At 53.1% G+C, this 21,326-nt stretch carries 24 protein-coding genes; 10 read left to right on the forward strand and 14 right to left on the reverse strand.

The features are described from left to right. Window positions 1–12: 12 nt before the first annotated feature. The 6 genes from hisJ to EKM96_RS06945 form a co-directional block, all read right to left on the reverse strand. Window positions 13–885 (reverse strand): histidinol-phosphatase HisJ, encoded by an 873-nt coding sequence (hisJ, locus tag EKM96_RS06920; protein WP_125641676.1) that lies wholly within the window; start codon window positions 883–885, stop codon window positions 13–15. Next, window positions 878–1,918 (reverse strand): ABC transporter ATP-binding protein, encoded by a 1,041-nt coding sequence (locus EKM96_RS06925; RefSeq protein ID WP_125641679.1) that lies wholly within the window; start codon window positions 1,916–1,918, stop codon window positions 878–880. The genes hisJ and EKM96_RS06925 overlap by 8 nt, the downstream gene beginning before the upstream one ends. Then, entirely contained in the window at window positions 1,918–2,733 is an 816-nt protein-coding gene (locus EKM96_RS06930) for an ABC transporter permease (protein ID WP_125641681.1), read from the reverse strand. Before EKM96_RS06930 ends, EKM96_RS06925 begins: the two co-directional genes overlap by 1 nt. Continuing rightward, window positions 2,730–3,551 carry an ABC transporter permease gene (locus tag EKM96_RS06935; protein ID WP_125641684.1) on the reverse strand — a complete coding sequence of 274 codons (822 nt, stop codon included), beginning with the start codon at window positions 3,549–3,551 and terminating at the stop codon, window positions 2,730–2,732. The genes EKM96_RS06930 and EKM96_RS06935 overlap by 4 nt, the downstream gene beginning before the upstream one ends. A gap of 5 nt (window positions 3,552–3,556) precedes the next feature. After that, the gene (locus EKM96_RS06940) at window positions 3,557–4,636 is read right to left on the reverse strand and encodes an ABC transporter substrate-binding protein (protein WP_125641687.1); all 1,080 of its coding nucleotides are present in this window, start codon (window positions 4,634–4,636) and stop codon (window positions 3,557–3,559) included. A gap of 244 nt (window positions 4,637–4,880) precedes the next feature. After that, the gene (locus EKM96_RS06945; protein ID WP_125641689.1) at window positions 4,881–5,213 is read right to left on the reverse strand and encodes a nuclear transport factor 2 family protein; all 333 of its coding nucleotides are present in this window, start codon (window positions 5,211–5,213) and stop codon (window positions 4,881–4,883) included. A 290-nt stretch (window positions 5,214–5,503) separates the two neighbouring features. Between EKM96_RS06945 and EKM96_RS06950 the strand changes: the two genes are divergently transcribed. Then, window positions 5,504–6,223 carry a matrixin family metalloprotease gene (locus tag EKM96_RS06950; RefSeq protein ID WP_225417697.1) on the forward strand — a complete coding sequence of 240 codons (720 nt, stop codon included), beginning with the start codon at window positions 5,504–5,506 and terminating at the stop codon, window positions 6,221–6,223. A 44-nt stretch (window positions 6,224–6,267) separates the two neighbouring features. On the opposite strand, the gene EKM96_RS06955 is transcribed toward EKM96_RS06950, so the two are convergent. Next, the gene (locus tag EKM96_RS06955) at window positions 6,268–6,708 is read right to left on the reverse strand and encodes a MarR family winged helix-turn-helix transcriptional regulator (RefSeq protein WP_164510997.1); all 441 of its coding nucleotides are present in this window, start codon (window positions 6,706–6,708) and stop codon (window positions 6,268–6,270) included. Window positions 6,709–6,805: 97 nt separating this feature from the next. On the opposite strand from EKM96_RS06955, the gene EKM96_RS06960 reads away from it, so the two are divergent. From EKM96_RS06960 to EKM96_RS06980, 5 genes are all read left to right on the forward strand, one after another. Then, complete coding sequence (locus EKM96_RS06960; protein ID WP_125641698.1) at window positions 6,806–8,173, forward strand: MDR family MFS transporter; 1,368 nt, start codon at window positions 6,806–6,808, stop codon at window positions 8,171–8,173. Between the two features lie 73 nt (window positions 8,174–8,246). Beyond that, window positions 8,247–8,945 carry a matrixin family metalloprotease gene (locus tag EKM96_RS06965; protein ID WP_125641701.1) on the forward strand — a complete coding sequence of 233 codons (699 nt, stop codon included), beginning with the start codon at window positions 8,247–8,249 and terminating at the stop codon, window positions 8,943–8,945. A 305-nt stretch (window positions 8,946–9,250) separates the two neighbouring features. Then, window positions 9,251–10,708 carry an NCS2 family permease gene (locus EKM96_RS06970; RefSeq protein WP_125641704.1) on the forward strand — a complete coding sequence of 486 codons (1,458 nt, stop codon included), beginning with the start codon at window positions 9,251–9,253 and terminating at the stop codon, window positions 10,706–10,708. A 295-nt stretch (window positions 10,709–11,003) separates the two neighbouring features. Further along, a complete protein-coding gene (locus EKM96_RS06975) occupies window positions 11,004–11,489 on the forward strand; it encodes a glutathione peroxidase (protein ID WP_125641707.1) in 486 nt (161 codons plus the stop codon). 90 nt (window positions 11,490–11,579) lie between these two features. Further along, window positions 11,580–12,053, forward strand: coding sequence for a glutathione peroxidase (locus EKM96_RS06980; RefSeq protein WP_125641710.1), 474 nt, complete (start codon window positions 11,580–11,582; stop codon window positions 12,051–12,053). A gap of 1,058 nt (window positions 12,054–13,111) precedes the next feature. Here the strand turns inward: EKM96_RS06980 and EKM96_RS06985 are convergent. From EKM96_RS06985 to EKM96_RS07005, 5 genes are all read right to left on the reverse strand, one after another. Next, window positions 13,112–15,040: a copper-translocating P-type ATPase gene (locus EKM96_RS06985; protein ID WP_125641713.1), complete on the reverse strand. Its 1,929-nt coding sequence runs from the start codon at window positions 15,038–15,040 to the stop codon at window positions 13,112–13,114. Next, on the reverse strand, window positions 15,037–15,309 hold the full coding sequence (locus EKM96_RS06990) for a cupredoxin domain-containing protein (RefSeq protein WP_125641716.1): 273 nt from the start codon (window positions 15,307–15,309) through the stop codon (window positions 15,037–15,039). The genes EKM96_RS06985 and EKM96_RS06990 overlap by 4 nt, the downstream gene beginning before the upstream one ends. A 24-nt stretch (window positions 15,310–15,333) precedes the next feature. Then, on the reverse strand, window positions 15,334–15,705 hold the full coding sequence (locus EKM96_RS06995) for a cupredoxin domain-containing protein (RefSeq protein ID WP_125641719.1): 372 nt from the start codon (window positions 15,703–15,705) through the stop codon (window positions 15,334–15,336). A 153-nt stretch (window positions 15,706–15,858) separates the two neighbouring features. After that, window positions 15,859–16,272 carry an SRPBCC family protein gene (locus EKM96_RS07000; protein ID WP_125641722.1) on the reverse strand — a complete coding sequence of 138 codons (414 nt, stop codon included), beginning with the start codon at window positions 16,270–16,272 and terminating at the stop codon, window positions 15,859–15,861. Window positions 16,273–16,336: 64 nt separating this feature from the next. Continuing rightward, entirely contained in the window at window positions 16,337–17,170 is an 834-nt protein-coding gene (locus EKM96_RS07005; RefSeq protein WP_125641725.1) for a helix-turn-helix transcriptional regulator, read from the reverse strand. 147 nt (window positions 17,171–17,317) lie between these two features. Between EKM96_RS07005 and EKM96_RS07010 the strand changes: the two genes are divergently transcribed. Next, window positions 17,318–17,605: an LlsX family protein gene (locus tag EKM96_RS07010; protein ID WP_125641728.1), complete on the forward strand. Its 288-nt coding sequence runs from the start codon at window positions 17,318–17,320 to the stop codon at window positions 17,603–17,605. Window positions 17,606–17,629: 24 nt separating this feature from the next. Here EKM96_RS07010 and EKM96_RS07015 read toward each other — a convergent pair whose 3' ends face one another. Then, window positions 17,630–18,604: a serine hydrolase gene (locus EKM96_RS07015; RefSeq protein ID WP_125641731.1), complete on the reverse strand. Its 975-nt coding sequence runs from the start codon at window positions 18,602–18,604 to the stop codon at window positions 17,630–17,632. 210 nt (window positions 18,605–18,814) lie between these two features. Between EKM96_RS07015 and EKM96_RS07020 the strand changes: the two genes are divergently transcribed. The 3 genes from EKM96_RS07020 to EKM96_RS07030 are packed head-to-tail and all read left to right on the forward strand — an operon-like array spanning window position 18,815 to window position 20,658. Then, window positions 18,815–19,189, forward strand: a complete 375-nt coding sequence (locus tag EKM96_RS07020) for a GntR family transcriptional regulator (protein ID WP_125641734.1) — start codon at window positions 18,815–18,817, stop codon at window positions 19,187–19,189. After that, the gene (locus EKM96_RS07025; protein WP_125641737.1) at window positions 19,182–19,892 is read left to right on the forward strand and encodes an ATP-binding cassette domain-containing protein; all 711 of its coding nucleotides are present in this window, start codon (window positions 19,182–19,184) and stop codon (window positions 19,890–19,892) included. Before EKM96_RS07020 ends, EKM96_RS07025 begins: the two co-directional genes overlap by 8 nt. Beyond that, on the forward strand, window positions 19,885–20,658 hold the full coding sequence (locus EKM96_RS07030; RefSeq protein WP_125641740.1) for an ABC transporter permease: 774 nt from the start codon (window positions 19,885–19,887) through the stop codon (window positions 20,656–20,658). The genes EKM96_RS07025 and EKM96_RS07030 overlap by 8 nt, the downstream gene beginning before the upstream one ends. A gap of 137 nt (window positions 20,659–20,795) precedes the next feature. Here EKM96_RS07030 and EKM96_RS07035 read toward each other — a convergent pair whose 3' ends face one another. Next, window positions 20,796–21,320: a GNAT family N-acetyltransferase gene (locus tag EKM96_RS07035; protein ID WP_125641743.1), complete on the reverse strand. Its 525-nt coding sequence runs from the start codon at window positions 21,318–21,320 to the stop codon at window positions 20,796–20,798. Window positions 21,321–21,326 lie beyond the last annotated feature (6 nt).

Below are 21,326 nucleotides of genomic sequence, written 5' to 3' on the forward strand. Positions count from 1 at the left end.
CGTTAATCCTTCCTACAGGTAATCCTGTTGTTCCAAATACGTATTGTAGCCCTGGGCAACGGCCGCCACTCGATGGGCATCGGCCCCAAAGACGAGTGGAATGTGTCGTTGCTTGGCGGCCTCTAACCAAGGAGTCGTTGGGGTGGATTCCGTTTCGGTTTCGCGGAACAGTCCGGCCATGTTGCAGTCGAGGAGGTCCCGTTGTGCCGCGACCTTATCCAGGATCGTGTTTAGTAGCTCCCGGGTGGTGGCATCTTCCCAGATGGTCTGTGGCGAGAAGGTGTTCCGCCACTTCCGATACAACATGATGTGCCCATAACGACAGGGCTTCAATGGCGAATTCCAACTTACCGCGGCCAGGACCTGTTCAAGGTAGGCATTAGCGACCTCGAGCGGTGTATTGTAGGCGGCCAGGACGCCGGTCCGAAAGTCCAGTGCCGTATCATCGATGGCGCGCAGCCCACTAGGGGTTGGCAAGAAATGTACGGAGAGGATGGCATCATCAATTTGGGACCCGTAGAGGGCCAATTGTTGATCCGTCCAACTGGTGAATTCGGTCGCGTAATCAATTTCAAAGCCAACCAGTAAGCGAATCTGGGCCTGGTACTTTTCCTTGAGGCGTTTCATCTTGGCGAAGTAGGCGGGCAGTTCCGCCGCGGTCATGGACGCGGTGTAGATGGCGTGCCGTGAACCGGTGGGTTGGCGGTAGAATTCTGGTGGCATGGGAAAGTGTTCCGTAATGGAATAGGTCTTGAAGCCGTTTTGGATGGCCGCCCGGATGAATTGTTCCACGTCCTCACCGGAACCGTGGGGACAAAACTCCGTATGGTTATGGCCGCTCCAGGTACGGCGGTCGATGGCGTTGAGGTCGGCGCGGCTAAGCATTGGTGGCACCGACCTTTTGAATCGTGCGTTCCTGAACGTACAAGGTGACGTCGCTGTCCATCGGCAAGGGTTCCTCTTGATTCAGCAGTTCCACCTTTAATTTCAGGCCGGCGGCAGTCTTGAAGCGATACTGAATTCGGTCGCCCAGGACGGCTCGTGACGTGATCTTCCCCGTGATGGGGACACTTGTCTCCGTGGTGGAAGCGGTGGGGCAGAAGAGTTCTGGCCGAATGATGTAGTGCGCGGCATCGTGCACAGCAGTACCACGAGCGGACTGAAAGCCTAATTGCCGAAGCTCGGCCCCCGTCAACAGGTTATGGTTACCAATGAACTGGGCCATGAACAGGTTCGCCGGGTTGGCGTAAATGTCCATGGGTGACCCTTGCTGCTGAACCTGACCGTCGTTCATCACGATGATATCGTCCGAAATGGCCATGGCTTCGGCCTGGTCATGGGTCACGAAGAGCATGGTGATGCCCAGCTTCTGTTGATACTTCCGGATTTGTTCGCGAAGTTTCACCCGAATCTTGGCATCCAAGGCGCTCAAAGGTTCATCGAGGAGTAAGAGCTTAGGCTGTAACACCATGGCTCTGGCGATAGCGACCCGTTGCTTCTGGCCCCCCGACAGTTGATCGGGGTAGGCATCCTTCTTCTTCGCTAACGAGACAGTTTCCAACATCTCCATGACCGCCTGTTCAATCTCGGCGGCAGGCTTCTTTTGCACCCGTAACCCGTAGGCCACGTTGTCGAAGATGGTCATGTTAGGAAACAGGGCGTAGGACTGGAACACCATGCCAATGTTTCGTTGGTTGGCTGGCAAGGCGTGAATCTCCTCACCGTCCAAGCGAATGGCACCAGCAACTTGCGTATTAAGACCGGCGATTGCCCGCAGGACCGTGGTTTTACCACTCCCGCTGGGGCCGAGGAAGGTCGTCAGGGTATTCTTCTTAATGGTAAAGTTCATCTGATTGATGATGCTGTTGCCAGAAAGATTAATCCCGAGATCTTCGATTTGCAAAAAGGCTTCAGGCATTAGTGATCAGGCACCTCCTTAGGTGATTTGTGGGGCGCTGAATAGCGCTGCATAATGATGATTAAGATCAGTGAAATCAGGGCCAGGAAGAGGAAGTAGATGGTGGTCAGCACGCTGCTGGCCTGCCCATTACTTTGCATCAACCGGAACATGTAAATCTTCAGCGTTTCGAAATTTCCGCCCAATAAGAGGTTGGTCAGAACGTATTCGCCAAAGGCACTGGTGAAGGTGAGCAGCATGGCCACCAGGATGCCGGCCCGGATATTTGGAATGATAATTTTAACAAATGCGGTGAATGGCTTGTCGCCCAACACCAAGGCTTGTTCGAACATGGCCCGAAAGTCGCGGCCAATGAAGGCGTTGTCCAACGCTTGATAGGTCATCGGTAAACTCAGGAGCGAAATGGCCAAGACCAAGATGAGAATCTTGGGGATGGGCAGGTTCGCGTAGAGTTGAATGAGCCCGGTAACCAGGATGATGCCGGGGATGGTGAATGGCAACACCGTGATGAAGCGTAGGTGGGACTTCACGCTTGGACTGTAAACGTTGGCGTAGAAGACGACCGGCAGGAAACAAATCATGGCAATCACCGTGGTTAAGAGGCCCAGACCGAGTGACCGGATCAAGGCGGTGGTGAATTCCGGATTAGTGACCAGTTGGCCATACCACTTGAGCGTTAGCCCAGCGGGGGCGATCGACTTTACCCACGACGTGGAGAAGGAGTAAATAATTGTGACCACAATGGGCGTTGCGAGATAGATAAAGAGAAAGGTAATGATGGCCTGGGCCACCCGACGACTAGTTTTAGGGGTCATGCTGCCTCCCGTTTAGAGCGTGTGACACGGTTCCCAACCCAGACGATAAAAGTCATCACCAGGGCGAAGAGGGTGGCAAAGGTACAGGCCAACGGAATGTTGGCCGTCAGTCCACCATCGATCAGGGTACCGATGAGGATGGGGATGGTCACGATACTGTTACCCGTTAAGGCGTAAATGGTTTCGTAGGTCCCCATGGCATTGGCAAATAACAGGGTGAAGACTTCAATCATGTTGGGTAGAATGACCGGCAGGATGACCTTCTTGAAGAAGAACAACGGCTTGGCGCCCAGAACGGCCGAGATTTCCCGCCATTCTGGATTCAGCTCTTCGAAGACCGGGAAGAGGAACATGATTCCCAATGGAATTTCGAAGAAGGTGAAGGCCAGGGTGGTTCCCGTCAAAGAGTAAATCTCCAGGCTGTCCTTAAGGTGCATGGCGGCCGTCATGGCCTTCCAGACCCCGGCATTCCCGAATAAGATGATCAAGGAAAAGGCCAGGGGCACCCCGGCAAAACTGGCCGACATGTTGAAGAGGGTGATTAAGATATTCTTGGTCTTCTGTGACAACCGAGTTAGGGCCCAGGCGCCAATGACGGCGATGATCAGCGAGACGGCGGAAGCCACGACGGAAATCCCAAGACTGTTGCGGATGGCCTTCAGGTAATAGTGATTGGTGATGACCTGTTGGTAGTTGGCCAGGCTAAAGCTACCGTCCGTGGACTGGAAGCTCGCGATGACCATGATGAGGATGGGTAACAGTAAGACCAACACCACTAAGATACTGAGTGGAAAGAAGACTTTTAGACGGGTTCTCATGGGCGTTACTTAGACCCGAGAACTTTGTCTTGCCATTGTTGGCCTAACTTAACCGTTGCCTTGTTCCAAACTTCGTTACTCTTAACGTGGAAGACCTTCTTGTAGTTGCTTTGTGGGATTAACTTCTTTTCCACGTCGGCAGGTAACTTCACGCTGGAACGGATTGGCCGGGCGTAACCCTTAGCCAAGTTGATTTGACCTTGGTCGGACAGGATGAAGTTACGGGCTAACTTCGCTGCGTAAGGGTGAGCGGCGTTCTTGTTGATGATTTCAGTGTAACCACTGGTTACGGTACCATCGGTTGGCACGGTAATCTTGAAACGCTTGGAGTCGATGTGGTGCGCGTAGTTCAAGGCGTTGAAGTCCCACATAACGGCAACCTTCAATTCACCCTTTTGCATGTTTTGGATGTTAGGTTCAACCGTGGAGAGACGCTTCTTGGCGCCTAACTTGGCAAAGTAGTCTAAACCAGGCTTCAGGTCGTTTTCACTCCCACCGTTAGCGTATGAAGCCGCCAGAACGGAGTATTGGGCTTGGGCGGCTGAGGAAACGTCACCAATGGAAACCTTGTAGTCACCCTTAGCGAGGTCGGCCCATGACTTAGGCGCGTCGGCGGCCTTCACGTTCTTCGTGTCCGTAATGAAGACGATGGAACCAGAGTAACCAGCGGAGTAGTAACCCTTCTTATCCTTGGCCCAGCTAGGAATTTCCTTCCAGTACTTGGTCTTGTAAGGCGTTACCAGGTTTTGTTCAACGGCGGTTGGGGCAACGTTCAAACCAATATCACCAATGTCAGGGGAGTCGCTAGACTTAGCTTGCTTGAACTTTTGGAGTTCTTGCGCACTCGACATGTCAGTATCGGTATGAGCAATGCTGTACTTGGACTTGATGTCGCTCCAAGTGCCAATCCAGTTAGCCCAAGTATCGGGCATCCCAACGGAAGCCACTTTGCCTTCCTTCTTGGCTTGCTTTTCAATGGTGCTCCAGCTATCCGACGTTGCCGTGGCCTTCTTACTTGAACAACCGGCCAGTGACGTAACCGCTAAGACGGCAGCCGCAGCCACCACTAAATTCCGTTTTAACATTTTGTATGAACACTCCTCTTTCTCGATTTGGTACGGCTACTACACTAACCGATTTATGTAAATACTCTGCAAAATGACGGTATAATTCGTGTAAAGGTTGAATAAATAAAATAGTGTAACCGGTTTTCATAACCCTTGATAGACCGGGGATTAATCGGTGAGTCATTGATAAATTTAGGCCGAAAAAAAGACGTCGAGATGATCAACCATGTTGATCATCTCGACGTCAATTTACTAGTCGCGGTTAGTCTGGCAGAATAGCCACCAGGGTTAATTTGTTATCGGCAACGCTAAACTTGAAGGGACTGGTGCCGTTAAAACCGTTACCGGTCACGGCTAATTGGACCGTCCAGTCCGTGGCGGAATCCTGTTGAAAGTCCACGAGTTCGAAGTGTGAGTCCTTGCCGATATTGTCGGTTTGATTCCATTTGGCAATGCCATCCGGACCATGATACTCGTTGCCCCAGTCATTGAGGGTGGCGTCCGAAGCAAATAATGCCACGAAGCCGGCCGAATCGGCGGCATTGATGGTGTTGATGAAGTCCGTAATCACAGTGGGTAAAGTTAAGTCGTCCATGATAAGTCTCCTTTAGTGCGGCCGTTCGCCGGCCGGATTAGCTTTATAAAACCATATTAGAATTGATAAGTCAATGGATTGAACCATGTGGGGACCTGATGATTAAGCGGTTTATCTCGCTGGAGCGACTTGGGACATGGTGCCAGCCTGTATCACGGACTCCAGCGATTGATGAAGGCGGGAGGTAGTGTTGCCCCTAAATTATCGAGGCGAACTAGTTGCCGTGCTTAATTGGATGACCTAAACTCAAATCAAGTTAAGTAGAGAATTGAGGGGTGAATGGTTTGAAGGTGGTCAGACGACTCCTGGTGGTCCTGGTGGTTGCTGTCGGCTTGTTCGTGCTTAGTAATTGGCCGACCCTTTCGTTGCAGTTTAGATACTATCATTCGGCGTTGACCACGACGGCCGGGCAGCTGTTGAATCAAGACGGGTCCTCGGCGAGTTCGGGGAACACCAAGTCGAGTGGCCTGATTCTCCGAAACACGCAGGATGCAACCACGCAGACCGGGGCCAACGCGACACCAGTCGAGGCGGCGGTGCAAGGCGTGCTCCTCGATCACCAGTACACCTACCAATTTGCCCGGCAGACGCCACTGGGGGCTCGGCGTGTCCTGACCAATGCCATTCAGACCTATAACGATACCGGGCTGGTTCACCTGACGCCGGGATCGGCGAAGAAGGGGCGCAATCACTTGACGCTGGGTGTTTATCGTAAGCAGGAACCTAAGGATCAGTCAATCGTCGAGTATGGCCACGGGGGGCCGTTGATTACCCAGCGAATCAATTGGCGTGGCATTGAGACTACCAATGCGGCGACGGCCAAATTAAACGCGACCTACCCACAGTCCTTCAAGAATTCCGTGGCGGTCCACGAGGTTGGACATGCGCTCGGGTTGGATCACAGCTCGGACAAGCGCTCCGTGATGACGCCCATTGACCAGGGACGTACGGTGTTATCGGCGGCCGATCGCAAGAGCCTGAAAGCCATTTATCAAAAAGCTCTGCATTAAAGAATGGGCCCCATGATGACGGTCATCGTGGGGCCCATTTTGGGTTACTCGGCGTTAGGTTTGGTCTGGACGTGGGCCTGAATGGTGGCCATGGCGTCCAGAACTTGTTGCGTTTCGGTTGGCGTGAGGTTGGCAAAGAGGCACCGGACCTGTTCATCGGCTCGTTCATTAATGGTGGCCAATGACGCCTCGCCGGCGGCCGTTAAGACTAGAATCTTGGTTCGCTTGTCGGCAGGATTGTTGGTCCGTTGTAAGAGGCCACGATCTTCTAACTTGGTTAATAATCGACTCAGATAACCCTTGTCGATCGTCAGGGCCTGCGTGAGTTGCACGGCGGTGTTCCGCTGGTTTTCGCCGATTTCCAACAGGAGTCGGGCTTCAACTAGGGTCAGCGTCGTGTGGAGGTGGTACTTGTCCGTCAGCCGAAACAGCTGGGTATAGAACCGATCAAAATGTCGGATTTGGTGAATTGCGTGGCTATCCATATGATTTCCCTCCAGTAGTTGACAAAAGCAACTAGTGTCATTATGCTTATTACAGTTGCTTTTGTCAACTAAAACTAAAAGAGGTCGGCGAATCAGTATGCACAGACACCAAGTTTCCTTCATGCTTCTCATGGTTGGGGCCTTTCTCAGTGTCCTCAACCAAACCCTGATGTCCACGGCCTTACCAGCAATCATGCGGGCCTTTAGCATTACTACGGCTCAGGGGCAGTGGTTAAACAATGGGTATCTCCTGATCAATGCGCTGATGATTCCCACAACGGCGTACCTGATCAAGCGGTATACGACGCGTCAACTTTATCTGACGGCAGCAGTCATCTTCATGGTGGGGTCGTTGATTGGGGCTGTCGCCACCCAATATCCCATCCTGATCATCGGCCGGATGATTCAGGCGTTGGGGGCCGGGGTCGTGATTCCCCTGGTCAATGTGGTGGTGATGACCTCGACACCACCCAGTCAACGGGGTGCCGCGATGGGCGTCGTTGGGTTGGCGTTAAACCTGGCACCGGTGCTGGGGCCCACGGTGGCCGGGGCGATCCTCGAGCACCTCAGTTGGCGGTACTTATTCGGGCTTACCTTGCCCTTGATGCTGGTAGATATTCTGCTGGCAACCAAGTTATTACATAATGTCGGTCATCTGGAGCACTTCCGGTTAGACCGAATGGGGCTGTTATTGTCGGGCTTTGGCCTGACATTGGCCCTCTATAGTTTCTCAAATGTTGGGGAGACGGCGTTCCTGTCGTTGAAGGGCATTGTGCCGCTGGTGGCCGGCCTCGTGCTCCTCAGTCTGTTTGTCCACTGCCAATTCAAGCGGACCCATCCCTTATTAAACCTACACGTCTTCGACTATCGGCAGTTTATCTTGCCCCTAATTATCAATATGTTGTTGATGGTGACGATGTATGGGAATTCGGTAATTATTCCCATCTTGGTGCAAAATGTTTTCCACCATAGTGCGTTGGTCTCCGGGCTAACCCTGCTACCGGGATCGGTGATGACCGCAATTATTTCTCCCCTTAGTGGTCGCTTTTATGACCGATATAATTTTCGGCGGATGGTGATTACCGGGCTATGTATCGATATGACCGGGTCGCTACTCCTGAGCTCGACGGGTAGTCAGTCGTCAATCTGGTTCGTGGTGTTGGGACAAACGATTCGCCAATTTGGCCTGGTGCTCGTCCTGATTCCCATTCAGACACATGCCTGGTGCATGTTGCCGGCGCCAATGATTCCGGATGGTGTGGCCGTGTACAACACCCTGCGCCAGGTGGCGGCATCCTTCGGGACGGCCCTGCTGGTGGCGATTATCAGCGTGACGGCCAGTGGCCAATGGCATTGGTCCATGAACAGTCAGCTGGTGGGGATTAAGCTCAGCTATTTGTCATCCACGATTATGGTTGGGATCTGCGTCCTGTTAGCCCGACAACTCAGGCGGGCCCATGCCTAACGGGTCGTTTGCACCGATTGTCACGAAAGCTTAGAATCAGAGTAACTGATTGAGCAGAGAGCGGGGTGGGCAGATGAAACGATATTGGCGTTGGGTGATTGGATTAGGTGTGATTGTGGCAGCGGTCTTGATCTTAAACGGTCGAACCCTCCGGCGGTCGGTGGCTACCCACGTGACCCATGCGAGTGTGAGCCTGGTGGAACGCTTGCAGAATAAGGTCATTCCGAAATGGACTGGGGCCAAGACCCCGTCCAGCACGAGTAGCAGCATCGATGCGACGGACGACCAAACCACGCCGGTCGAGGCCTCGGCACAGGATGTGGCTATCAAGCCAACCTACTATTATCACTTCACCCCACAGACCCCAGCAGCCGCGCGCGAGGCCTTCCTGCAGGCGGTTAAGGTCTATAACCAGACCGGGATTGTTCACCTGCGCCCGGGTACGGCCAGTGACAACCAAAATGACCTCACCTTTAGCATTTACCATAAGGCCCTGGTTAAGGGGCACACGGGTATCGAGCTCGGCATCGGGGGCGTTAATGTGACCCGTACCGTGTCATGGCAGGGGACCAAGGTTCGCAATCAGGCCAAGGCAACCTTTAATGCCACGTATCCTCGGTCGTTTAAGGAATCGGTGGCCCTGCATGAGATTGGCCATGCGATGGGCCTGGGCCACAGCAGCTCGACGAGTTCCGTCATGTTTCCCTACGATCGAGGGAATCGACAGCTTTCGGCCGCCGATTTGGCCGGATTGAAGACGATTTATAAATAACATTGTGCGAGCGCCGACTTCTCCCGTGTGGAGAAACGGCGTTTTTTTGTGGCCGGCAAGTCGCCTGCCGATTAGTTTGGTTAACGACCATTGCCGGGTCGTGACCGAAAAAGCCCTAGAAGCGAAGGTGGGGCGGTTGTACCAATGGTTAAATTCTTGATTAACTTAACGGGCAAACTAAAAGTTGGTTCGTTTATTCGGGTTTTGCTTTTCTTCACGATCTTAATCTGGTATAGTCTGAGTTGAGATAGCTAACTATTTCTAACTATAAGCATATTAATATTCGGATTTAGGAGGAAAACACCGTGGACAATTTCTTTAAACTTAAGGAGTCAGGCACCACCGTCGGCACTGAAATTGCGGCCGGCGTCACCACCTTTTTCGCCATGTCATATATCTTATTCGTTAATCCACAAATTCTGGGACAAACGGGGATGCCCCAACAGGCAGTATTTCTGGCCACCATTATTGCCTCCGTGGCCGGGACACTGGTCATGGGACTCTTCGCCAACGTCCCCTATGCGGTCGCACCGGGGATGGGGCTGAACGCCTTCTTCACCTACACCGTGGTCATGGGGCTTGGTTTCAAGTGGCAACAGGCCCTGGCCTTGGTCTTCTTCTGTGGCATTATTAATATCATTATTACGGCAACTAAGATTCGGAAGATGTTGATTTCGGCCATTCCCTTGAATTTGCAATTAGCCATCAGTGGTGGGATTGGGGCGTTCATTGCCTACGTCGGACTGAAAAACGCGAACTTTCTGCAATTTACCAGTGATGCCAATAATATTGTTTCAATCAACGGGCAGGCCTTCAAGGCCACCCAAAAGACCTTTGAACAGGGGGTTGGATCGGTCGTCACCGGCGGTGGTATCGTGCCCGCGTTAGCCAACTTTACGTCGCCGGCCCTGGTTCTCGCCCTGATTGGCCTGGTCATTACCGTGATCTTCAAGGTTAAGAAGGTTCCCGGTGCCTTATTGATTGGGATTCTGGCGACCACGTTAATCGGGATTCCCATGGGCGTGACCAATCTTCATCTGGCCAGTGGTTATTCCATTGGGTCTTCCCTCCATGAACTAGGGACGACCTTCCTGGCCGCCTTTTCGGCCGAAGGGATGGGGTCGCTCTTCACGGAACATAACCGCGTGATCCTAGTCTTGATGACGATTCTTTCCTTTAGTCTCTCCGACACGTTTGATTCTCTGGGGACCTTCATCGGGACCGGACGGCAAACGGGGATCTTCTCTGGTGAGAAGGAGTTGGCCTTGGAACAAGAACCCGGCTTCAAGTCCAAGCTGGATAAGGCCCTGTTCGCTGATTCCATTGCTACCGGGGTGGGGTCCATCTTTGGGACGTCTAACCTGACGACTTATGTTGAAAGCTCTGCCGGGATCGGTGCCGGTGGGCGTACCGGCTTGACCAGTGTCGTAGTCGCGGTCCTCTTTCTGATTAGCTCGCTGGCCTCGCCACTGTTGTCCATCATTCCAACGGCTGCCATTGCGCCATCGTTGATTCTGGTTGGGATTATGATGATGAGCTCACTGGGTAAGATTCCTTGGCACGACCTGAACGAGGCCATTCCAGCCTTCATGACCACGTTCATCATGGCGTTTGCCTACAACATTACCTACGGCATCGCCGCTGGCTTTATCTTCTACTGTGTCGTGAAGTTGGTTCTGGGGAAGGCCCGGGAGGTTCATCCATTGATTTGGATTGTCTCATTGCTCTTCGTGATTAACTTCGCCGTGTTGGCAATCGTTTAACGCCGAACTGATAACGTTTCATCAAAAATCGTTACCGAACCTTTCTAGGGTCGGCAACGATTTTTTGGTGGAGTGAATTATCGCGGGTAAAAAGTCGTATAATCTGACTTGTAAGCAGGAAAGGCCAACTTAAGTCATGATCAGCGTGCCACGCCGTACCAGGAGGTCCGGGGTGGCATTTTATCTAGCATGACCGACTATTTTTAGTGGTCGGACGAGACTTTTTCTAATTACAGGTGTACAGTATAATTGTACACAACTAAAAAGTAACTGGTTCCAGAAGGGCGGTTTCACAATGGCAAGAATTTATGATTTTCAAGAAACTGAAATGAATGGTCACGCAATTGATTTCAATGATTACCGCGGCAAAGTGGTTTTGATTGTTAATACCGCCAGTAAATGTGGCCTCGCACCACAGCTTGAGGGCTTAGAAGATCTCTATCAACGCTTCCATGCGGAGGGCTTAGAAGTGGTCGGATTACCTTCGAACCAATTTCGACAAGAGCTGGGGTCGGACAAAGAGATTAGCGAGTACTGCCAACTTCATTATGGGGTGACATTTCCAATGACAAAACCAATTCGGGTGAATGGTGCCGAAGAGGATGAGTTATTCACGTACTTGAAGAAGACGGCGGGGCACGGCCGAATCAAGTGGAACTTTACCAAGTTCTTGATTGGCCGGGATGGTAACCTGATTGACCGGTTCGCACCGGTGACGAAGCCAGAGAAATTGGTTAAGGTGATCAAGGCGGCACTGCGTTCTGAGACCGAGCCGGATTAGCGGCTTAATTTTAATGGTTGGTGTACAATTGTTTTTAGGGTAACTTATCGCACTATCACAGATGAGCTGATTGGAAAGGATGATTTAATCGTGACGACTGTTTATGATTTTTCCGAAACCGAAATGGGTGGCAAGACCATCGACCTGAAAGACTACGAAGGCAAGGTAGTCTTAATTGTTAATACCGCTAGTAAATGTGGGTTCACACCACAATTCAAGGGCTTGGAGTCGTTGTACAAAAAGTATCACGACCAAGGCCTAGAAGTACTGGGGTTGCCATCTAACCAATTCAAGCAAGAATTAGATTCTGACGAAGCCGCCAGTGAATTCTGCCAAATGCATTATGGGGTCACTTTCCCAATTACGACTCGGGTTGCCGTTAACGGTGACGACGAGGATGCGCTCTTCACTTACCTGAAGGATGCTTCCGGTGAAGGCGACATCGAATGGAACTTCACCAAGTTCTTGGTTGGTCGCGATGGCCAACTGGTCAGCCGCTTCACCCCTGACACCGAACCTGAAAGCTTTGAAGCCGACATCGTGAAGGCGTTGGCCGCAAAATAATCGATTAATTTTAACTAGTCGCTGCTGGAGTAATCCAGCGGCGGCTTTTCTTTTGGTCTTTGGATGACCGCCGTCGGCGGTCCGGGGCTACGTCCTATGGGGCCCGTCCAAAGCCGAAGGGCGGTCTTTGAACTCGCTTGGGAGCCTCACTAAGACCGTGAGTCTGCCAAGGCGGCCCGTGACGTAAGCTTGGCAGACCCGGCCAACCTAACACCACCGACACAGGACTCCGCCCCGGCCCGCCTTTGGCTGAGATCGTCGACAAATATCGGATTGATCTTTGGCGGGCCGTCATCGGTGCTTCAACGCTGCGTCCTATGGGGCCCGTCCAAAGCCAAAGGGCGGTCTTTGAACTCGCTTGAAAGCCTCACTAAGACCGTGAGTCTGCCAAGGCGGCCCGTGGTGTAGGCTCGGCAAGATCGGCCGATCCAACACCACTGTCACAGGGCTTCGCTCTGAACCGCCTCTGGCTAAGATTGGCACTCGGTACTGGAACTGGGGGTGACTGTTGGTTCTCGGCGCCAAGACTTCGGAACTCGACGATTAGTCGGGGTCATTGGTCTGTGAAGACTGGGTGAACAGTCTGTTTACGAGTGTTTAGAGTTGTTTCGAGCTAATGGTTCGCGGCCTGGTATTTTTTGGACGGCGTCTTTAGATTTTGATTCAGCCCTTCGTTCCTAAAACCAGTGGTTATTTCAACGACAAGTTTGAGCCGAAGGCAGGCAGACAGAGCCCGGTGGCGGTGGTCTTAGTCGGGGTCGTCCGGCTTAGAGCACGGGTCAATCTTTGAAACTCGCGGGTTTGGCGGGGTTCAAAGTTGCCCTGAGGACCGCTTCTCCGGCCTCAGGTCTGCCCCACGGGGCGGCGTCTGGCTGCCGTAGGCAGCCCAATCAAAATAAAAACCCTCACCAGAAGGCAAGGGTTACATGATTTAGAAGTGAAGCAGATTCAGCAAGAAAGTACCGGCCAGGGTGGCGATACCGACGTAAACGAGGGCAATCACACTGGTTCGTAAAGTACTCTTGCTCCAGAATTTTTCATCCATTAGACAATGCCTCCTAAGCAGTCACAGCGGGAACGGAAGTCAGTTTCGTTCGGTTTAATAACAGCGAGCTGGCCACAACGGAGAGTGAGCTGAGCGCCATACCGAGTCCGGCCAATTCTGGGCTGAGCGACAAGCCGAGGCCGAAGAAGACGCCGGCGGCCACGGGAATGCCCAGGGTGTTGTAGATGAAGGCCCAGAACAAGTTGAGCTTGATTCGTTTGAAGGTGTGCTTGCTGAGCTCAAGGGCCCGAACGACATCTTGCAAGTCATTCTTGACCAGAACGATCCCACCGGATTCGATGGCGATATCGGTCCCAGAACCCATAGCAATTCCAACGTCGGCCGTGGTCAATGCCGGTGCATCGTTGATCCCATCGCCGACAAAGGCTACTGGACCGGATTCTTGCAAGGCTTTGACGTGGTCCGCCTTGTCACCGGGGAGCACGTCGGCAATAACCTCGTCGATGCCAACCTGAGCGGCAATCGCTTCGGCAACCCGGGTGTTATCACCGGTCAGCATGACGGTTCGTAAACCTTCACGCTTGAGGGCGGCGATCGCACCGGCTGAACTGGCCTTAGGGGCATCCTGAATGGCAATCAGACCGATAATTTTGCCGGCTAACCCGACAATGACGACCGTCTTGGCCTCCTGTTGCAGGCGTTCCATGGTGGCTTGTTCTTCGGTGGTTAGGGTGTAATCGGCCAGGAGTTTGTCGTTACCGATAAAGGCCGATTGGCCATCGACGGACGCTTGGATACCCTTGCCCTGGATGGCGGCAAAGTTCGTGATCGTCGCGGGTGCGACCTCGTTAGCCTTGGCCCGATCCAGAATGGCTGTGGCCAGCGGATGTTCCGAGCTGGCTTCCAGGGCGGCCGCGACGCGGAGTACCTGGGCCTCGTCGCCGACGATGTCGGTTACCTGTGGATGACCCGCGGTAATGGTACCCGTCTTGTCGAAGACGACCGTCTTAATCGTGTTGGCGGCCTCGAGGACCTCACCATTCTTAATCAAGATGCCGAGCTTGGCACTGCGACCGGTCCCAACCATGAGGGCGGTTGGCGTCGCAATCCCCAAGGCACAAGGGCAGGCGATGATGACGACCGACACGGCGAACAACATGGCACTAACCAGGCTGGCACCAATTACGACATACCACACCAGGAAGGTCGCAATCGCAATGATGAGGACCGCAGGAACGAAAATATCGGCAATCTTGTCGACTGTCTTTTGAATCGGTGCATGACTGGTCTGGGCCTTCTTGACCATCTCAACGATCTGCGCCAACAGCGTATCGTCGCCGACCTTGCTGGCCTTGAACATGAAGGTCCCGGTGCTGTTCATGGTTGACCCGATGACGGTATCTCCGGTCGTCTTGGTGACCGGCATGCTCTCACCGGTGACCATGGATTCATCAATCGTAGATTGACCTTCAGTGATGACCCCGTCGACCGCAATCTTTTGTCCCGGCTTCACCTGAATAATATCGCCAACGACGACATCACTAAGGGGCATACTGACCAATTGGCCGTCTCGCAGAACGGTCGCATCCTTGGCCTGTAGGTCCATTAATTTTTCCACGGCGCCGGAAGCGGAATGCTTCATCCGGTCCTCAAAGACCTGACCCAAGAGGATAAACGTGACCACGAAGGCCGCGCTTTCGAAGAAGACGGCCTGGTGGGTTAACATCGCGTAGATGCTGTAGAAGTAGGCCGTGGCCGTCCCAATAGCGACCAGGGTGTCCATGTTGGCGTGATGATGTTTGAAGGCGGCCCAGGCACTCTGAATGAAGGGGCCACCGGACACGACCATGACGGCCGTGGCTAGGAGAAACATCGTCCATTCGTGGCCGGGTAACATGACCCCGAAGGGTTGGAGAAACATTTCGATTAGCATGGGTAGAGAGACGATTAACGAGAAGACGAAGCGGTTCTTGATGCTCATGGCTCAATCACCACCGTCCCGCGGAACATGTCCATGCCGCAGCTAAAGGTTAAGTCGCCGGCGGTCGAGGTGTCGATGGCAAAGGTCTGGGGGTCGTTTAGGGGCAAGTCGTGGACGGCCGAACTATTTGGTAGAATCACCTGGTCCAAACAGCCGGCGTCGCTCACGCGGTTGAAGGTTAATTCTGCGGGAGTGCCCTGCTTAAAGGTAATGGTGCTGGGTTGGTAGCCGCCGTCTACGGTGACCTGGGCAGTTTGTTTGTTTGTCATAATGAAAACCTCCATGATTTTAAATTATTTAACGATGACCTTACCGTGAAACATGTTCATTCCGCAGGCGTAGTCGTATTCGCCGGCCTTGGACGTGTCGATGGTCACGCTGTGTTTTTCATTCTTGGGTAGAAAGTCGTTGATGCCGAAGTCTTCGAAAACCACCTGTTCCAAACAGCTTGAGGCATCCTTACGGTTGAAGTTAATCTGGGCCGGGATGCCCTGTTTCAGGACGACGGTGCTCGGACTGTAGCCACCGCTGACTTCGACATCGACCGATTGTTGATTGGCGGTTTGGTCGGCCGCAACTTCCTTGACGGCGTGCTTGCCGAAGAACCACCAGCTGATGAAGGCGATCAGGCCAAAGGCCACCACCGTCACAATGAGTTTATCCATGAGTTCGACTCCTTTTTTTAATTGCCAATTAGCAAAAATGTATGATTACGTTTGTAATCGATGAACTTAATTTACACCGAACGTTTACATTTGTCAACGATAAAAAACCACCACCGCCAAATTAATCGGCGATGGTGGTTTTAATGGCGGAAATTAATCAACGACTCGGTGTTCAACGAGGCGCCGGAGATGATTGAGGTTGGCGGCGAAGGCTTGTTTGGCAATTGGGGCGAGCAACTTGAGCGGCAAGTGCGACCCATCGGCCGTCCAGAGTTCTTCCTCGACCAGTGTGTGCTCGGCCGTGCTCGTCAGCCGAAAGCGGAGTTGGTAGGCCAGCCGGCCCTCGGTACTGTCGTAGACGATCTGGTCGGGGGTGGTCGTGATGGTGAGTAATTCATGTTGATTGAGTGCGGCCGTAGTGCGGTCAATGCGAAATTGATTGGCGTTCCCGGCGACGCTACTGATGGCTGGATTCCAGGTCAGTAGTTGTTGGGCGTCGGCCAGGATGGCGTGGACGCTGGCGCGGTCGGCATTGATCAGGACTTGATTGGTAAAGAGTTTATTCATGGATGGGACCTCCTCTAGTTGATGGCCCCAGTGTAGGATATTTGCCCAGTCGCTAAAAATCAGCCTACTGATATTTGGTAAAATCATCGAAAACCTTTTCGTGGAAGAGCGCCGTCAGCATGGTAGCAAATTGGGTGGCCTCAGCGGACTGGTTCTGCTGGTCGCTCTCAGCGGAGATGACGGCCAGCAGATGATAGCAGTTCGCCAGCATGTAATGGGAGTCGTGGACGGTGATGAAGCGCAGACCATCCTGTAGTCTGGCGGTGGCCGCCACGAGTTGGTCTAGTTGATAATCGGCGAGCGCGGCGAGGTAGAATAGTGAATTCTGATCCGGTTCGTAAGGCGCCTGGTCGAGGTCATGCATCGCAACCTTGAAGGCGGACTTTGCCGCCTCAGGCCGACCCGCAGTGGCATCGGCCAGGCCGTTGGCCGCGTGAATGAGTCGCGTGAGGGTGGTAACGGGACCACCGGCACTACTCAGGGCCAGTTGAAAATCCCGTTGGGCGGCGTCGAGGTCATGGTTGAGTTGATACTCGGTGATACCTAGATAGTAATAGTAGGCCTGAGTTTGGTGGTCGGTCGTGATCGCCGCCAAGACCGGGGCCGACAGCAGGTAGTCGTTGAGGGTCCGATAGGCATGCTGATTGCACAGGCGATCGAGTTCTTGATTGATGGCGACCTGATCGCTGATGGCAAAGTTATCGGCGAGACTGATCGCCGTTAGACTAATCTGTAGCCGGCGACAGAGCTGAATCAGAATTTCCGAATTGGGAATGTATTGACCATTCTCGATGGCAGATAGCATGGATTGCGCACAGATGCCCTCGGCGGTGGCGGCCTGCGTTAGATGGGCATCGTGCCGCGCTTGGCGCAGGGCCCGTCCCAGTGAATGAGTCATAATCGTTCTCCTGACTTGAGTAAATTTAGTCTTAGTATACCGAAATTATGCTGGAAATGTTTGTAAAGTCATGACGGCAACCGAGGAGCGGGACATGGCTCGGCAAAAGCCAGTGCCTATACTCGAGGCTAGTTAGGAGGCGGTGTCATGAAACAAGCTCGTGTGCGCATACCGTTAGAGGTTGGGGGGAGTCTGGTGGGATCGGCCCTGATCATTGGTCTCATCATTGCCTTTGCGACCTTTTGGACCCAGGCGGCCGGCCGCGTTCGTCTCAGAGTGGATCTGCTCGGCCTGTTGGTGGTTAAGCTGACGCGGGTGGCGGGCCGGTGGGTGAGCGTCACCAACACCCGGGATATGGGGCTTGTTTGGATCCTGGGCGCCCTACTGATATTTGGCCTCTGCGAAGCGCGTTGGCGGCTTCATCGGGGGGAATAAAAAACGACCGCCGCTGGGCCGTCGTTAGGGGTTATTTAAGTTCTGAATTATTCTTGGATTGTAGACCATTCCCTGAACGTGCTGGGTGATCTGGGCGATGTGCTTGAAGCCCGTTTCGCCGCCGGGTTGGGCCCCGTGGGTTGTGACGACCAGGATATACTGTTCGCCGTCTGGTAGGGTGACAATCCCGGCATCGTTATTGGTATCGCCGAGAAAGCCCACCTTGTCGGCCACCTTGGTACCGGCCTTGGCGGCCTGGGCGCCGGCGGGGATGCCGTGCCGATAGACCTGCTTGTGCATGAGGCCTAACAACCATTGCTGATCGGCAGCGTGGTTGAAGGGCTTTTTTTGTTGGGCCAGATGGCGAAGGATCAGCGTCAGGCTGGCCGTCGTGGTGCGGGCCGTTTCCCCCTCGATGAACATAGGGGTGAAGGCATGCTGTTGATGGGCAAATTGGTTCAATCCCGCTAGGCCGTTCGTGTCCATGAAGTCCTCGGCGAAGTCGTTTTCGCTGTAGACGATCATGCGGGTCAGGCCCTCACGGTTGGCGGCGGTCCAGGGATACTGCCCCTGATGGTGCAGGGAGAATAGGTAACCGGCCACGAAGAGCTTGTAGGTGCTGGCGGAGTCGATGGGTGTATGCGCGTTGGCCTCGGCGGTCAGGTGACCGGTCCGATAGAGCTGGGCCGCGGTGGCATCCTTGGCCGCCGCACTGTGGGGCTTGGCTCCCAGACTGTAGAAACTCACGCCGGTCGTGCCATCGGCGGTGACGGTCTTGAAGTAGCGTTGAAGCTGATTCTCGAGTTGATCCTGGCGTCGTGAAATGGCCTTGGTCGTCGGTGCACTAGGCCCCTTGTCGGCGGATTTGGTTGGCTGTCCTTGGTGGGCTTGGCCGACCAGGATCCCAACAAAGCCGAGGACCACCACGGCACTGATGACCATCAGTAGCCAGTGCGGGACGGGTCCGCGGTTATTCTTGTTCGTTGGTCGGCGTCGCATTTAGTCCATCATCCATTTCGTCATTTATTTGAACGCTTAGTTAACAGCTTGAATTATACGCTTACATTGGCGGTGTCACAATGCCAATCAGAACGGTGAGTTGGCGGAGATTCCGTTAATTTTAAAATTTATCGAGCATGACGCTTGTCAGCGGTCAATTCTGATGTTATAGTGTAATAGTTAAATAGAACACTATGGAGGTGTGACAACGTGAAATTTGATGATAAGGTGCCAATTTACTACCAAATCAAGAATCAGCTTTATCATGAAATGATTACCGGCGAGCTTGAACCAGGGGACAAGCTGCCGGCAGTTCGGCAATTAGCAGTTGATATGACGGTCAATGTTAATACGATTCAACGAGCGTTAGGGGAAATGATTACAGAAGGCGTGATTGAATCGCAACGGGGAAAGGGGAACTTTGTCACGATGGATCATGAACGAATTACCCAATTAAAAGAGGAATTAATCACGGAACAACTGGAACGCGTTTATCAACAGCTCCACGCTTTAGATCTGAGCGATGAGGATATCATCGCGAGTCTAGAACACTTTATCAAGCAAAGAGGTGAACAACATGTCTGATGTCTTAACGATTGAGAATTTGAATTATAAGCGCAACCTGAAGGTAATCTTGCATGACGTCAACCTGACGTTAGCCCAAGGGAAGATTGTCGGTCTGTTAGGGGAAAACGGTGCCGGTAAGACGACTTTGATGCGACTCATTACTGGCAGCGCCAAGGGCAGCGGCCATATCGCCGTTCGCGACTTGGAAAAGACCGTGGACCGCAAGCGCCATGTGAGTTTCTCGGAGCAATTGAAGGGCTTTGCCGATGGCACACGGATCGATCGTGTCGTGGATTATTACCGGTTGGTCTATCCCGACTTCGATGGGCAACGGTTCGAAGAGCTGGTGACCTTCCTGCAGATCGATACCAGCCTGAAGCTGTCCGCCCTGTCTAAGGGGATGAAGGAAAAGGTGGTCATCGCCTTAACCCTCTCACGCCAAGTGGACCTATACCTCTTGGATGAACCCTTCAGCGGGATTGACAGCATGAGTCGCAAGCGGATCATCAGCAGTATTATCAAATGGAAGCCGGACGATGCCACGATGGTGATCAGTGATCACTATGTCACCGAGATTGCGCCGATTCTGGATGATGTGGTCATCGTGAAGGACCAGACGGTCGCTATTCACCAGGCCGCCGATGACATCCGTGACGAGTATGGAATTGGTATCGAGGCTTTCTACGAGAGTTTGTATGAAGGAGGGGTTAAGCATGACTAATCTTTGGTCAGCGATTAAAGCAATGAGCGGGTCACGGTTTCGTCAAATGAATCAGATTCTCCTGATCGACCTGATCGCCATTGCCGTGACGACCCTTTGGACCGCGGTTACCGGTCACTTTGCCGACGTCACGATTCTGTCGTCCGTGAGTGGTTGGGCGTTCGTGACCACGGCGGTGAGCTTCGTGATGCTGGCGGTCGCCAGTGAACGGGCCTTCACCAGTGATAGTCTACGGTTAATACCCTTAAGCGATGGTAAATTCTATTTTGCCAATCTCGTGGCGTCCTTCGGCCAATTGCTCTATGTTTGGGTCGCCCAGGCGATTCTGGGGGCGATTGGGCTCCTCTTTGCCTGGGGAACTATCACCCGGGAATTACGCGGCATTTGGTCCTGGAATGCGGGCCTGCAGACACCTGGTGACCTGTTCCAGACGGGAGCAACCTTGCTGATCTTGGCCTTCATGATTTGGCTGGTGATTTGGAGTACGATTTCACTGGCCCACCTGGTCACCAATGTGATTACGCGTTTTCTTCCGCGGTTCCGTCAACAGGTGGTGTCCTTCGTACTCTACGTGGCCATCATTTGGGTCACCATTCGCCTAGTTTCCTTTGTTGGCGGCTTGGTACAGAAGTTTAGTTCCCTGTTAATTGGTCAACAGGACCTGGGACAGTTATGGATTGCCATTTTAAGTTTAGCCATTATTAGCGCCTTAGAAATTGCCGCAAACCTCTTCATGTTAAAGAAGTGGGTAGAAACGGTGCACTAGCAGAATAGCAAAAAGGCTGTGACATTGCTGTCACAGCCTTTTTTGTGCGTCAGATTTAGTTTGCCGAAACGGGTGACCAATGCCTGGTGGTTCAGCCTTAATGCTCGCCAGCTAATCGTTCTTGGTCGCACGCTTTTCTACGGCAGGGCCAGTTCAAAGGCTACCCGCTTGCCGGTTGGCGTGTCATCCACGTAGATAATGCCGCGGTAGTCATAGCCGAAGGACTTAATGATGTGTTGCATCCGCAGGTTAACCTCGTGGGTATCGATGCGGAAGTGGCGCACGCCGTCATTGTACGCGTGCGATAACAGATTAGAGAAGAAAATTTGACTGAGGTGCATGCCCCGAAAGTCGGCGGACAGGGCGAACCGATGAATGGTGGCGTAAGGGTGGGTCTCGTCTGCCCAATGGCCATCTTCAATCACGGCGTAGTTGGGTTCTGCCCCGGTGATTAGGGTGGCGGTGCCGGCGATCTGCCCGTCGACCATCAGAACGAAGCAGTGGTGTTGGTCAATATCCGCCCCCATAATTTCGCGGTCGGGATAGCCATCTTGCCATTGGGTACTGCCGTCGGCCTTGAGTAATGCCTGGGCCTCCGTGATGATGGCCATGATGCGGTCGAGATCGGCGGGCTGAGCGGCCCGCATGTAAATACTTGCCATGAATGC

It is taken from the genome of Levilactobacillus tangyuanensis (assembly GCF_003946545.1).
In the GTDB taxonomy this organism is placed as follows: domain Bacteria; phylum Bacillota; class Bacilli; order Lactobacillales; family Lactobacillaceae; genus Levilactobacillus; species Levilactobacillus tangyuanensis.